14 protein-coding genes and 1 other RNA gene are annotated in these 13,437 nt (G+C 68.2%); 13 read left to right on the plus strand and 2 right to left on the minus strand.

Translation table 11 applies throughout. The annotated features are described in order from the left end of the window. Position 1 precedes the first annotated feature (1 nt). From hemW to ACGHX3_RS16345, 9 genes are all read left to right on the plus strand, one after another. Positions 2 to 1,156: a radical SAM family heme chaperone HemW gene (gene hemW, locus ACGHX3_RS16305; RefSeq protein WP_213605292.1), complete on the plus strand. Its 1,155-nt coding sequence runs from the start codon at positions 2 to 4 to the stop codon at positions 1,154 to 1,156. Between the two features lie 89 nt (positions 1,157 to 1,245). Further along, the gene (locus tag ACGHX3_RS16310) at positions 1,246 to 3,795 is read left to right on the plus strand and encodes a DUF1631 domain-containing protein (RefSeq protein ID WP_394695587.1); all 2,550 of its coding nucleotides are present in this window, start codon (positions 1,246 to 1,248) and stop codon (positions 3,793 to 3,795) included. Further along, complete coding sequence (locus ACGHX3_RS16315; protein WP_162336750.1) at positions 3,792 to 4,139, plus strand: PilZ domain-containing protein; 348 nt, start codon at positions 3,792 to 3,794, stop codon at positions 4,137 to 4,139. The genes ACGHX3_RS16310 and ACGHX3_RS16315 overlap by 4 nt, the downstream gene beginning before the upstream one ends. 79 nt (positions 4,140 to 4,218) lie before the next feature. Beyond that, positions 4,219 to 5,559: a Xaa-Pro dipeptidase gene (pepQ, locus tag ACGHX3_RS16320; protein ID WP_213605290.1), complete on the plus strand. Its 1,341-nt coding sequence runs from the start codon at positions 4,219 to 4,221 to the stop codon at positions 5,557 to 5,559. A 431-nt stretch (positions 5,560 to 5,990) separates the two neighbouring features. Beyond that, positions 5,991 to 6,323 (plus strand): hypothetical protein, encoded by a 333-nt coding sequence (locus tag ACGHX3_RS16325; RefSeq protein ID WP_394695588.1) that lies wholly within the window; start codon positions 5,991 to 5,993, stop codon positions 6,321 to 6,323. A 14-nt stretch (positions 6,324 to 6,337) separates the two neighbouring features. Next, the gene (locus ACGHX3_RS16330; RefSeq protein ID WP_394695589.1) at positions 6,338 to 6,742 is read left to right on the plus strand and encodes an MAPEG family protein; all 405 of its coding nucleotides are present in this window, start codon (positions 6,338 to 6,340) and stop codon (positions 6,740 to 6,742) included. A 29-nt stretch (positions 6,743 to 6,771) separates the two neighbouring features. Further along, complete coding sequence (locus tag ACGHX3_RS16335; protein WP_162336747.1) at positions 6,772 to 6,987, plus strand: hypothetical protein; 216 nt, start codon at positions 6,772 to 6,774, stop codon at positions 6,985 to 6,987. Positions 6,988 to 7,026: 39 nt separating this feature from the next. Further along, entirely contained in the window at positions 7,027 to 7,410 is a 384-nt protein-coding gene (locus ACGHX3_RS16340; RefSeq protein ID WP_394695590.1) for a YciI family protein, read from the plus strand. A gap of 19 nt (positions 7,411 to 7,429) precedes the next feature. Beyond that, complete coding sequence (locus tag ACGHX3_RS16345; RefSeq protein ID WP_394695591.1) at positions 7,430 to 7,885, plus strand: GFA family protein; 456 nt, start codon at positions 7,430 to 7,432, stop codon at positions 7,883 to 7,885. Between the two features lie 365 nt (positions 7,886 to 8,250). Here ACGHX3_RS16345 and ACGHX3_RS16350 read toward each other — a convergent pair whose 3' ends face one another. Both ACGHX3_RS16350 and ACGHX3_RS16355 read right to left on the minus strand, forming a co-directional pair. Further along, the gene (locus ACGHX3_RS16350) at positions 8,251 to 9,573 is read right to left on the minus strand and encodes an aminopeptidase P N-terminal domain-containing protein (RefSeq protein WP_394695592.1); all 1,323 of its coding nucleotides are present in this window, start codon (positions 9,571 to 9,573) and stop codon (positions 8,251 to 8,253) included. Then, the gene (locus tag ACGHX3_RS16355) at positions 9,573 to 10,115 is read right to left on the minus strand and encodes a UPF0149 family protein (RefSeq protein ID WP_162336743.1); all 543 of its coding nucleotides are present in this window, start codon (positions 10,113 to 10,115) and stop codon (positions 9,573 to 9,575) included. The genes ACGHX3_RS16350 and ACGHX3_RS16355 overlap by 1 nt, the downstream gene beginning before the upstream one ends. Before the next feature lie 137 nt (positions 10,116 to 10,252). Here ACGHX3_RS16355 and ACGHX3_RS16360 point away from each other — a divergent pair, with 137 nt between their 5' ends. The 4 genes from ACGHX3_RS16360 (at position 10,253) to ssrS (ending at position 13,409) form a co-directional block, all read left to right on the plus strand. Beyond that, a complete protein-coding gene (locus ACGHX3_RS16360) occupies positions 10,253 to 12,511 on the plus strand; it encodes a putative bifunctional diguanylate cyclase/phosphodiesterase (RefSeq protein ID WP_394695593.1) in 2,259 nt (752 codons plus the stop codon). A 113-nt stretch (positions 12,512 to 12,624) separates the two neighbouring features. Beyond that, complete coding sequence (locus tag ACGHX3_RS16365; protein ID WP_162336742.1) at positions 12,625 to 12,846, plus strand: TIGR02449 family protein; 222 nt, start codon at positions 12,625 to 12,627, stop codon at positions 12,844 to 12,846. After that, positions 12,843 to 13,139: a cell division protein ZapA gene (locus ACGHX3_RS16370; protein WP_394695594.1), complete on the plus strand. Its 297-nt coding sequence runs from the start codon at positions 12,843 to 12,845 to the stop codon at positions 13,137 to 13,139. The genes ACGHX3_RS16365 and ACGHX3_RS16370 overlap by 4 nt, the downstream gene beginning before the upstream one ends. 84 nt (positions 13,140 to 13,223) lie before the next feature. Then, a non-coding RNA gene (gene ssrS, locus ACGHX3_RS16375) (6S RNA) lies at positions 13,224 to 13,409 on the plus strand. Positions 13,410 to 13,437 lie beyond the last annotated feature (28 nt).

A 13,437-nucleotide genomic window follows, 5' to 3' on the forward strand; every position in this document is an offset into this window, starting at 1 on the left:
CATGCTCAACCCGCCGCCCCTGTCCCTGTACGTACACATGCCGTGGTGCGTGCGCAAATGCCCGTACTGCGACTTCAACTCGCACCAGGGCAAGGGCGAGCTGCCGTTCGACCAGTACGTCGATGCGCTGCTGCGCGACCTGGACCACGACCTGCCGCTGGTGTGGGGACGCACCGTGCAAAGCGTGTTCTTCGGCGGCGGCACACCCAGCCTGTTCCCGCCGGCGGCGATCGACCGCTTCCTGCAGGGCGCGAGCAGTCGGCTGCGCTTCGCGCCGGGGCTGGAGATCACGCTGGAGACCAACCCCGGCACCGCCGAGCACGGCCGCTTCGAGCACTACCGCACTGCCGGCGTGAACCGCATCAGCTTCGGCATCCAGAGCTTCGACGACGAAAGCCTGAAGAAGCTCGGCCGCATCCATGACAGCCACGAAGCCGAGCACGCGGTGAAGCTGGCGCAGGATGCCGGCTTCGACAACGTCAACCTCGACCTGATGTACGCCCTGCCCGGGCAGACGCTGGCGATGGCCGAACACGACCTGCAGCGCGCTTTCGCTCTGCAGCCGGCGCACATCTCGCACTACCAGCTCACGCTGGAGCCGAACACGGTGTTCTTCGCCCGCCCGCCGCAGGGCATCCCCGACGACGACCACGCCTGGGACATGCAGGAACACTGCCAGGCGCTGCTGGCCGACGCCGGCTATGGCCACTACGAAGTCAGCGCCTATGCGCGTCCGGATCGCCGCTGCGCGCACAACCTCAACTACTGGCGTTATGGCGATTACATCGGCATCGGCGCCGGCGCGCACGGCAAGATCACCGTGGGTGCGACGCAACAGATCCTGCGCCGCTGGAAGGTGAAGCATCCGACCAGCTATCTGGCCACGGCGGGTACGCCGCAGGCCATCGGCGGCGACGACGACATCACGCCGGCGCGCCGCCCATTCGAGTTCATGCTCAATGCGCTGCGCCTGCACGATGGCTTTGCATTGGCCGATTTCACCGCCACAACGGGAATGCCGCTGACGAGCATCGCGCCGGCACTGGAACAGGCCTTGCAGGCCGGGTGGCTGGAGGTGTCCGACACCCACGCGCGACCCACCGCGCTGGGCCGCCGGTTCACCAACGACGTGATCGAACTGTTCCTGGATGCCTGACGCCCGTCGTGCTGCGGCACGGCCATGGAAGGTGCGCAAGCGATACGGGGTGTGATAATGATGGAGCACGAGGGGAGCCGACCGTACCGATGACCGCGACACGACCGCCGACGTCCGCTGCCGCGCCGACCACGATCGCATCGTCGGCGCTGCCGCCGCGCGTGCGGCGCGTGCTGCAGAACCTGTTCGACCACATCGCCACCGATTTCGTCGCCGCGTTGAACGGCATGCTGGTGGAATTCGAGCAGCAGCTGTTCAAGCAGGCCGAACAGGCCCGCAGCAACCACGCGCAGACGCAGATCTTCGTGGACCTGCGTTCGCTGCAGAAGAACCGGGTCGAGCTGGTGCCCCATTACATGTTCGCGCTGGAAGCGGAACTGGCCGGCATCCGCAGCGGACGGCCCGCCGGCGAACCGGCACCGTTGCGGCTGGACTACCAGACGCTGACCCTGGTCGAAGATGCGGCGATGGACCAGGAGATCGTGCTGCGCGAAGTCGCGCGGCGGCACGAGCAGCGCGGCAATGCGCAGATCCTGATGCTGGGCCAGCGGTTCGGCGTGCTGGCCTGCCGTCCCGCCTACGAGGCCGACACGCTGCCGCTGGGGCCCCACCGCCTGTGCCACCTGCTCAAGGACGCGGCCGCCTGCCTCGAGCTCTCCATCGACGCGCAACTGGTGCTGTACCGCAGCTTCGACCACAAGGTGATGCTGAACTACACCGAGTGGGCGAACACGGTGAACCAGTTCCTCGTCCGCGAGGGCATCCTGCCGGGCCTGGCCTACATGCCGCGGCGCGCGCGCAATCTCGAGGTCGTGCGTCCGCCGAGCGACGAAGCGCGAGGCACCACGCGCCCGATGACCGGCTGGCAGAGCCAGGCCGGTGCGCACTGGGCCACGCTGACGCCCGAACAGCTGCATGCGGTCGCCGGCGCGCTGACCGGCGGCACGGCAAGCGGTGGCGTGGGCACGGGCACGACGGCACCGGCACCGGGCGGCGCGACGTCCGATGGCACGGCGGCCACCGGACAGGCCGCACAGGACACGACGGGCTCGTTCGAGGTCCTGCAGAAACTGCTTTCCATCCGCCGGGGCGGCCTGCAGGCCGATGCGCTTGCCCGGGCAGGCGAGATCGACTCGATGGCGGATGAGCCCGGCGCGGCTACCGGCAGCACGCCTGGCGCGGGCCACCGCGGTGGCGGCCATGCAGACGGCATGGCGGGCCCGGGCGGAACCGCCGGCACGTCCGGCGGTGGCGGTGGCGGTGGCGGTGGCGGTGGCGGTGGCGGTGGCGGTGCACATGGAACCACGGGCATCCCTGTCGCACGTCGCCTGCTGCCCACGCCCGATGTCCTCAGCACGCTGCAGGTCCTGCAGACGGCGCCGCTGCCCGTGCGCACGCCGGACCAGCCACGTCGCACCGTCGCGGACCTGCAGCAGCTCATGCTGTCCGAGGTGCGCGCCAAGCACGGTCCCGGCGCGACCCTGGCCAGCGCGGATTCGGACACGTTCGAACTGCTCGACCTGCTGTACAACGAGATCGAACGGGAAGTGCAGCACGATGCGCCGGCCGCCGACATGCTGGTGCGGCTGCAGGTGCCGGTCGTGCAGGCCGCGCTGCGCGACCGCAACTTCTTCCTGCGTGCGCAGCACCCGGCGCGCGACCTGCTCAACACGGTGGCCGAGTCCGGCGCCACGTGGCTGGGCGACGACGACGTGGATCCGCATCTCGTCCAGCGCCTGCACAAGGCCGTCGAAACCGTCGTCGAGACCTACGAAGGCGACGAGACCGTCTTCGAGGACGCCAACCGCGACGTGCAGCAGCACCTGCAGGCGGCGGCGCGCAAGGCCGAGCTGGCCGAACGCCGGCAGATCGAGGCCGCGCGCGGCAAGGACCGGCTGGAGATCGCCAAGCAGAAGGCCGCCGACACCATCGAATCGGCGATGGCCGAGGCCAAGCCGCAGAAATTCGTGCAGGCCCTGCTCAGCCAAGCCTGGGCCGACGTGCTCACGCTCACCCAGCTGCGCAACGGCGAGTCGTCGCAGGAATGGGCCGATCAGCTGCAGACCACGCTGGAAATCGTCGCCGCCACGACCGCCTCGCAGCCCGCCAACCCCGAGCTGGCCGGCAAGATCGAGAAATCGCTGGTGCAGGTCGGCTACCACGAGGACGAAGCCGCGGCGATCTCGCGGCGGCTGTCCAGCGCCGAGGAAGACGAGACCACCTCGCGCACCGAACTGACCGCGCGCCTGAAGGCACGTGCGCGCCTGGGCGGCCAGGGCGAGGCGAAGAAGAAGGTCGTGCAGCCACGGACGCCGCAGGAACAGGAGTGCTACGACTACCTGCGCGCGCTGCCGTTCGGCACGTGGTTCGAATTCACCCGCAACCAGCAGGGCGACGTGCAACGCCAGCGCCTGTCATGGTTCAGCCCGGTCACCGGCAACGCGCTGTTCGTCAACCAGCGCGGCCAGCGCGTGGGCGAGCATTCGCTGGACACGCTGGCGCACCTGATGGCCAAGGGCCAGGCGCAGGTGGTCACCGAAGACCGCGGCCGCCTTATCGACCGCGCCTGGAACGCCACCCTCAACGCGCTGCGCAGCCTCACCGGCCGCAGCGGCGAACCCGCAGGAGACGCCGCATGATGCGCGAGTTCCGCCGCGCCCGCCGGCGCGCCGTGCCCAAGCCGGTCCCGGTGTTCGACCTGATGACCGAGCAGGTCATCGGCCGGCTGGGCAATCTCTCCGAGTCCGGCATGTTGCTGGTCGCCACCGAGCCGGTGGTCGACGACGCGCTGTACCAGTTGCGCTTCCATCTGCAGGATGCACGCGGCCAGGACCAGCCGATCGACGTGGGCGCACACCTGGTCTGGTCGGCGCCGGCGAACACGCCCGGCCAGGCCTTCGCCGGCCTGCGCTTCCTGACCATCGACCGCGAGCCGCTGGAACGGCTGCGGAACTGGGTGAACGCCGGGCCCGAGGCGGAATAGCACGCAAGGCGCCCGGCTGCGCAACGCCCGTCCGGGACGATTGCGGCAAAATGGCGGTTCTTTCGCACGAGCCGCCGCCATGAACGCACCCGCCTCCTTCGACACCGACCTCGTCCCGCTGTACGCCGACCACCTGGCGACGATGAAGCGGCGTGCGGACGAAGCGCTGGCGCGCGGCGGTTTCGACCACCTGGTGGTGCCCAGCGGCACGCAGCACTGGCAGGTCTTCGACGACCGCGATTATCCGTACGCGGTGAATCCGCAGTTCAAGGCGTGGCTCCCGCTCACGCGCCTGCCCTACAGCTGGCTGGTCTACACGCCCGGCCAGCGGCCGAAGGTGATCTTCTACCAGCCGTTCGACTACTGGCATGTCGTGCCGGATGCGCCGAGCGGCTGGTGGGTGGACCACGTCGATGTCCACATCATCCGCAAGCCGGAGGACGCCGCCGCGCTGCTGCCGCCGGCCGCACGCAGCGCGATTCTCGGCGAGCCCCAGAGCACGTTGGGCGACTACGCCCCGAACAATCCCGAGCCGGTGATCCAGTACCTGGAATACCAGCGCTCGTACAAGACGCCGTACGAGATCGCGCTGATGCGGCAGGCGCAGCGCCTGGCCGTGCGCGGCCACTGCGCAGCGGAAGCGGCGTTCCGCGCCGGCGAGAGCGAGTTCGGCATCCACATGGCCTACTGCACCGCGGTGGGCCAGGACGCCAACGAGCTGCCCTACGGCAACATCATCGGTCTCAACGAGCATGCGGCGATCCTGCACTACATGGAACTGCAGCGCGTCGCACCCGACCCGCTGCGCAGTTTCCTGATCGACGCCGGCGCCAGTTTCCACGGCTACGCCAGCGACATCACCCGCACCTATGCGTACGACACCGGCAGCGAGTTCCAGGCATTGATCGATGCGGTCGACACCGCGCAGCAACGGATGTGCGCCGGTGTGCGCGCGAACGTGGACTACAAGCAGCTGCACGTCGATGCGCACCACACCCTGATGGGCATCCTGAAGGACTTCGGCGTGATCACGGTGTCGCCGGAGGCGGCGGTCGCCACCGGCGTCAGCGCGGCGTTCTTCCCGCACGGCCTGGGCCATCCGATCGGCCTGCAGGTGCACGACGTGGCCGGCTTCGCCGCCAGCGACCGCGGCGGCCGCATCGAGCGCCCCGCCGGCCATCCCTACCTGCGCATGACGCGTGTGCTGGAGCCGGGCATGGTGGTGACCATCGAACCCGGCCTGTACTTCATCGACCTGCTGCTGGACGAGGTGAAGAAGAACGGCCACGCCGGCAGCGTCGACTGGGCGCGCGTCGACGCGTTCCGCCCGTACGGCGGCATCCGCATCGAGGACGAAGTGCTGTGCACCGACGGCGATGCCGACAACCTGACGCGGCCGGCGTTCGCGGAAGCAGGCTGAGGCCGCGTAGCCCGGGTACGGCCGTAGGCCGCGCCCGGGAATCAGAGTGGTTCCGTACCAAACGCCCCGGGTGCGCTTCGCTTACCCGGGCTACGCTTGCTGGTAGGCGAACTGGCGGATGCGAAGCACATTTGTGGAAGCGCTATCGGTATCCCTTACAGATATTGGGCAGCGCGGCCAGATGGGCCGGAGAACGACAAGCGGAAGGATTCCAAATGTCCCGAACCAACTATCAGACCGTAGCCCGGGTAAGGCCAACGGCCGCACCCGGGAACTGGAACGGTGCCGTGCAACGCGCCCCGGGTGCGCTTCGCTTACCCGGGCTACGCTGGGTCGCGCGCAGGACCGCCATGGTTTGACGGCATTCCGGTGCAGCCACAGAATCCCATCCATCCATACGTCATCTACATGCACGCAAGGGGATGGCACGCATGATGTTCATGATCGGCCAGGGCGAACGCGTGGTGCCGGTGGGTGAACCGGAACCGCAGCACTGTCCGCGCTGCGATGAGGAGCGCGACTTCCAGCCGCAGCTGGCCTACAAGTACGGCGAGTTCGATCTGCTGTTCGGTTTCGTCTACGGCCGGCGCTACCAACTCGCCTGCCCCGAATGCAATCACGGCTGGCGGCTGGATCGGCGCGAGGCCGAGCGGTGCTACGGCAGGCCAGACATCCCGTTCCGCCTGCGCTACGGCTTCTTCCTCCTGCTTGGCCTGTTCGCTGCGCTCGGCGCGGCGTACCTCGCCAACCCGCCGCTGCCATAACATCGCTCGCGCCCGTGGATACCGCCCTGCTGCTGCCCATGGCGACGCATGTCGCGCTCGCCGCGTTGCTGTATGTCCTGCTGACGATCGCGCGTGCTCCCGCCATCTGGGGCATCGGCCGTCGCGCGGACGGCAGCAACCCGTGGGCGACGGTCGAACCGCGTATCAGCGCCAACCTGTCCAATCAGTTCGAATGGCCGCTGTTCTTCCACGTCGCCTGCGTCGTGCTGATGCTGCTCGGCACCCGCCACGCTGCGATTGCACTCGCATGGTTCTTCGTCGCCGGCCGCGTGCTGCACAGTGGCGTGCAGGTGCTGACCACGAACGTGCGCCTGCGCGGCCTGGTGTTCACGCTGAACTTCCTCGCCGTGCTCGGCCTGTGGGGCCTGCTGCTGCAGCGCGCGCTGGCACCCGCATAATCCGCCCACCGCACCCGACGGACACCCGCATGGCGCTCTTCGATGCTCTGGATCTGCTCGACCTCCTGGACCTGTTCCTGTCCTGGCGCTTCTGGGTCTGTCTGCTCGCAGGCATCGGGGTCGGATTTGCGGTGTATATCCTCGGCAATGAATCGAGCATCGCCGCCGTCATCGGTCTGGTCATGGGTGCGACAGGCCTGACCACCGGCCTGATCTGGGAATGGCGCCATGCCCGCACCCTCTGACGCACGCCGCCTTCCGCCATCCGTCTGCGAGATTCGCTGATGACAACCTCCGACTACCTCCTCATCTCCCGCGGCCAGTGGGACGAAAGCGCGTCGAAGGAAGACGTGCAGGACGCCATCGACCGCTTCTATGTCTGGTACGAACAGGGACTGGCCGATGGCGTACTCAAGCCCGGCAGTCGCCTGGAGAATCGCGGCAGGCAGGTGTCGCGCAGCGGCATCACCGACGGCCCGTTCGCCGAGGCGAAGGAACTGGTCGGCGGCTACTGGTTCATCGTCGCCGGGTCGCTGGACGAGGCCGCACGCATCGCCGCGCAGAACCCCTGCCTCGCCTTCGGGCTGACGCTGGAGATCCGGCCACTGGAAGCAGCGCGGGCGCGCGCGGAGACCGTCACCAACGAAACGCCGTCGGCCTGGCGGTAGACGGAAGGCTTGGTTGCCGGTGACGACACCGTTCTCCACGGTCGAAGGCGGATGCCATTGCGGCGCGATCACGCTCGTGCTCTCCACCGCCCTCGTACCGACGACCACCGCGGCCCGCGCGTGCGACTGCAGCTTCTGCCGCGCGCATGGCGCAGCGTGGATCTCCGATCCTGAGGCCGGTCTTGTCATCCACACGCATCGCCCGGACCGCCTGCGCCGCTACCGGCAGGGATCGCAGGCGGCGCAGTTCCTGCTGTGCGGTGACTGCGGCGTGCTGGTGGCCGTGCTGTTCGAAGAAGGCGACCAGCGGTTCGCGGCCGTCAACGTCGCCTGCCTGCAGGCGCGCGACACCTTCGCGCCACCGGTGACCGCTTCACCGCAGTCGCTCCCGCCTGACGAGAAGACCGCGCGCTGGCGACGGCTGTGGATACGGGACGTCCAGGTAGTGGCGGCACGCGTCGGCCTTTCCACCTGAGCCACCAGGCCTCGCGACCCCGTCCTTCCACCGGCCGCGCCTGCCCGAGCGCTCGTTACTGTGAGAATTCAACCCGGAATGGTGCGCGCGCAAGGCGTTGAGGTGAGATGACGAGGCAAAAAGCCTTGCGGGCAAGGCTTTCTGGTTCGACCGCAAGGCAGAAAGCCTTGAGCGCACGCCCTTCAAGGTGAGACGACAGGAGAATGCGCCTCGGCATCGAGGCTTTCAGGTGAGTCGACGAAGCAATCTGCCTTGCCGTCGAGGCTTTTCCGGTTGCGCGCAAGGCTTTTTGCCCTGCCGGCGCACCATCGAGGTGCATAAGCTAAGCTCGGAGCTCTGACCGCGAGGCACGATGCCTCGCCGGTTCACCCCGCCATCGCCGCTTCGATCTCGTCGGCGCTGCGTGCCAGCGCATCGGTGAGCACGCGCGGATCGCCGTCGGTGACCAGCACGTCGTCCTCAATACGGATGCCGATGCCCCGCCACTTCGCATCGACCGTGGTGTCGTCGTGGCCGACGTAGAGGCCCGGCTCGATGGTGAACACCATGCCGGCTTCCAGCAGGCGGGATTCGCCCTCGATGCGGTAGTCGCCCACGTCGTGCACGTCCAGGCCCAGCCAATGGCCGGTCTTGTGGCGGTAGAAGCGGCGGTACGTACCTTCGGTCAGGTGCTTTTCCAGCTTGCCCTTCAGCAGGCCGAGCCTGAGCAGGCCCTCGGTCAACGTCTCGACGGCCGCGACGTGGCCGGCTTCGTACGGCACGCCGACGCGCGCGCAGTCCAGCGCGGCGCGCTGGGCCTCGCCGACCAGGTCGTGCAGCGCGCGCTGCGCGGGGGTGAAGCGGCCGTTGACCGGGAAGGTGCGGGTGATGTCGGCGGCATAGCCGCGGTATTCGGCGCCGGCATCGATCAGCACCAGCTCGCCGTCGCGCGCCTGCGCGGTATTGGCGCGGTAGTGCAGCACGCAGGCATTGCGGCCGGCGCCAACGATGCTGTTGTAGGCCGGCCAGGCGTCATTCGCGCGGAACACACGCTCGAGATCGGCCTGCAGTTCGTACTCGCGGATGCCGGGACGCGCGGCACGCATCGCCGCACGGTGCGCTTCGACGCTGATGTCGGCGGCGCGCTGCATCAGCTTGATCTCGTCCTTCGACTTGAACAGGCGCAGATCGTGCAGCAGGTGGCCGAGTTCGAGGAATTCGTGCGGCGGCTGCGCGCCCTGCTTCACGTGCGCACGCACATGGCGCACCCAGCCGATCAGCTTGAGGTCGAAATCGGCGTCGCGGCCGAAGTGGTAGTAGACGCGCGAACGCCCTTCCAGCAGGCCGGGCAGGATCTCGTCGAGGTCATCGATGGGATACGCATCGTCCATCCCGTAGTCGTTGACCGCCCCGTCCTGGCCCGCGCGCGGACCGTCCCAGCCTTCGCGCTCGGGGTCGCGTTCGCGGCAGAACAGGATGGTCTCGCCGTGCTTGCGGCCCGGCACCAGCACCAGCACCGCGTCCGGCTCGGGAAAGCCGCTGAGATACCAGAAATCCGAATCCTGCCGGTACGGGTAGTGCGTGTCGTGGCTGCGCACGCGCTCGGCGGCGGCAGGGAGCACCAGGATCGCGTCGTTGCCGGCCAGCCGCATCAGCTGCTTGCGGCGGCGGGCGAACTCCGCCGCGCCGATGCCGGCGACCGCCTTCATCAGTTCAGGCTCCGGCGATGCCGGGGCCCGAGCACGCAATCGCCATGCAGCAGCAGGACGGCGACGCGGACGAACTCTTCCAGTTCGGCCAGCGCATCCTCGTCTTCCTCGTCGTCGCTGCTCTCGGCCGAGGCCTGCGCCAGGCGCGCCAGGTCCTGCAGTGCCTCCTGTCCTTCCTCGGACAGCGGCGGCGACGCGCCCGCCGCCAGCCCGAAGGCGCCGAGGAAACCCTGGCACCAGGAGAACAGCGCTTCGGCGCGCTCGTCCAGCGGCCGGTCCGCCGCGGGCAGCAACAGGTCGAAGGAGAAACTGCGGTCTTCCAACTGGGCCACGGCGCACTGGCGCAGCTGGTCCAGCGCACTGCCTGCCGCGGGGGCGGGCAGCTGGTCGTCGGCCAGCGCGCGGGCCAGCCAGGTGTCGTCGGCAGCGCCGCCGCCGGCCAGCCAGCCGCACAGCGCGCCGTGCAGTTCCGGGGCGTCCATGGCCAGGCCGAGCTGGCGGGAAGCGGCCGCCACGTCGGCGATATCGGGAAGGTCGGGCATAGAAGAACGCAATCCGTCAGGGGTTTCGGACAACCTCGCAAGTGTATCAACGAAAAGCCGTTTCCCTCCTTGTTGTGCATGTGTACGCATGCCTACACTCGCGTATTGCCTCCGCTCCGGGCGCCCGTCCTTCCTCCATGCACGCCTCTTCTGTCGCTGCAATCCTGGCAACGGCGTCCCCGCTGTCGTCCCGGCTGGCCATGGGACTGGCGGGCGTGGTGCTGGTGGGCGTGATCGTGATCGGCACGCGGCGCTGGTGGCAGGCATGGCTCGACAGCCGCCAGGTACCGGCCGAACCGCTGCGCAGCGAATCCCTGCGCAACCGCGACGAGCGCCTGAAGCTGGCGCTGTGGGCATCGGGCGAGCAGTTCTGGGATTACGACCTGGTGCAGCGCCGGCTGTACCGCATGCGCGCGGACGAGACCGCCACGCAGAGCGCCGACATCACCGTGCTCACCCGCCAGGGCGAGGTCCCGACCATCCACGAGGAAGACCTGCTGCTGGTGCAGGAGCGGCTGCGCCTGCACCTGCAGGGCAAGGCGCCGCTCTTCATGTCCGAGCACCGCATGGACATGCAGGGCAACGGCACGTGGGTGTGGGTGCGCGCCCGCGGCCGGGTGGTCGAGCGCGACACCGACGGCCAGCCGATCCGCATCGCCGGCACCGCCCGCGACATCACCGCCAGCCGCAACGCCGAGTACGAGCACCGCATCGCCGGCGAGGTGATGCGCAGCATGAACGAAGCGGTGGCGGTGCTGGACTGGGCGCACCAGTTCATCACCATCAATCCGGCCTTCACCCGCATCACCGGCTACGCGGATGAGGAGATCATCGGGCAACCGATGACCATGCTGGACAGCGACCAGCACGAGGACGCCTTCTTCGAACGCATGAACCGCGAGCTGCGCCTCACCGGGCGCTGGTCCGGCGAGATCTGGAAGGTGCGCAAGGACGGCGAGGAAATCCTCTGCCGGATCGAGACCAACGTGGTGCCGGACGCCAGCGGCGAGCGCCCCCTGTACGTGCAGGTACTCACCGACATCACCGAGCAGAAGCGCGCCGAGCAGGAACTGCGCTACCTGGCCAACTACGACACGCTGACCAGCCTGCCCAACCGCTCGCTGCTGTCCGAGCGCCTGTCGCGCGCCATCGTGCGGGCGCGGCGCGAGCACGGGCACGTCGCGGTGCTGTTCATCGACCTGGACCGCTTCAAGGACATCAACGATTCGCTCGGCCACGCCACCGGCGACCGCATCCTGCGCTCGGCCGCCGCGCGCGTGCAGCAGACGGTGGGCACGCAGCACACGGTGGCCCGCCTGAGCGGCGACGAGTTCACCGTGGTGCTCGAGGACATCAACGGTATGCCCGATGCCGAAGAGGTGGCCCAGCGCATCATCAACGCCTTCCACGCGCCGCTGAACTTCGGCGAGCGGCTGGAACTGGCGGTCTCGCCGTCGATCGGCATCAGCCTGTATCCCGAACATGCGCAGGTGCCGACCGAACTGCTGAAGCACGCCGACACCGCGATGTACCAGGCCAAGGCGATGGGCCGGCACACCTACGAGGTGTATTCGGAATCGATGGACGAGAAGAACCGCCATCGCGCGATCCTCGCCAGCGCGCTGCGCCGCGCGATCGACCGCAACGAACTGTCGCTGGTGTTCCAGCCGCGCCTGTCGATCTCGCGCCAGCGGATCACCGGCGTGGAGGCATTGTTGCGCTGGGACAGCAAGGAATTCGGCATGGTCTCGCCGGCGCAGTTCATCCCGCTGGCCGAAGAGTCGGGGATGATCCTCGAACTCGGCGCCTGGGCGCTGCGCAATGCGTGCATGACGTTGCGCGAGTGGCATGACGCAGGCCTGGAAGAGCTCAGCGTGGCGGTGAACGTCTCGGCCACCCAGTTGCAGCGCGGCGACCTGCAGACCGTCGTCGCCCGCACACTTCAGGAAACCGGCGTGCCCGCGAACCGCCTGGAGCTGGAACTGACCGAGAGCGTCGTCATGGCCAGTCCCGAGCAGAACGCCGACACGCTGCGTGCCTGCCGCCGGCTGGGCATCTCGCTGGCGATCGACGACTTCGGCACCGGCTATTCGTCGCTGGCGTACCTGAAGCGGTTGCCATTGACCACGCTGAAGATCGACCGCGAATTCATCAGCGACCTGACCCACGACACCGACGACGAGGCGATCACCAGCACCATCATCACGATGGGCCAGTCGCTGGCGCTGAAAGTGGTGGCCGAGGGCGTCGAGACCTGGGACCAGTACGAGTTCCTGCGCAACCACGGCTGCGACGAGGTGCAGGGCCACTGGGTCTCGCAGGCGCTGGGTGCCGACCAGTGCCTGCGCTTCATCAGGGACTATTACCCCGGCTCCGGGATGCGCGTCGCCTCCTGACGCCCTGTGGGAGCGACGTCAGTCGCGATCGACGTCCCGGGATTGCGCCTGACGCCGTTCACGTGCCCGGGCGCCCTTGACCAGCCGCCAACCACCTGCCTATCGTGGCCGCCATGGACACCGCCGACCTCCTCGACCAGTTGCGCGCGCTCAGTACGCGCATCCAGGACCTGGCCGACCGCTGCCAGCGCCTGACGGACGAGAACCGCAGCCTGCGCCAGCAGCAGGAGCATCTGGTCGGCGAGCGCTCGCAGTTGCTGGCCAAGAACGAACAGGCGCGTTCGCGCGTGGAAGCGATGATCAGCCGCCTCAAGTCGCTGGAGCAGCACACATGAGCGCAAACGAACCGGTCAGCGTCCATATCCTGGACCGCGAGTACACCGTCGGCGTCGCGCCGGAAGAACGCTCCAGCCTGATGGCCGCGGCCAAGCTGCTCGACAGTCGCATGCGCGATGTGCGGGGCAGCAACCGCATGGCCGCGGTCGATCGCGTCGCCGTGCTGGCCGCGCTCAATCTGGCACACGAATTGCAGCAGCTGCGCGACGAGCAGCACGCGCGCAACCGCGAGGTCGAACGCACGCTGCAGGATCTGCACCGCAAGCTCGATGGCGCACTCCGCGCGCCGTAACGGCGTGCACATGTCACCGACTGCCTACTGAATCCGCCGACGAACGGGCTAGGCAAAAAATCTCCGCTCGCTATACTGGCTTCGCGTCCTCTGCTGTACTCGACAGTGAGCGCAAACATTCGCCTTGTCCCTTAATGACGACCACGGGATGGTGACGTAACCGGGAGTGCAGGTCTGCCTCGCAGCGGAAAGCCCGATGGTTGCCCAACCTTCCCACTTGAACCCCGGGTTCAAGGTCGTTTCGCGAACATCGTGTATGGCGGAGGACGTATTTTTCCCGCGGCAGCGGCATCAGCCG

Origin of the sequence: Pseudoxanthomonas japonensis, from assembly GCF_043632995.1 — a bacterium.
GTDB lineage: Bacteria > Pseudomonadota > Gammaproteobacteria > Xanthomonadales > Xanthomonadaceae > Pseudoxanthomonas_A > Pseudoxanthomonas_A japonensis.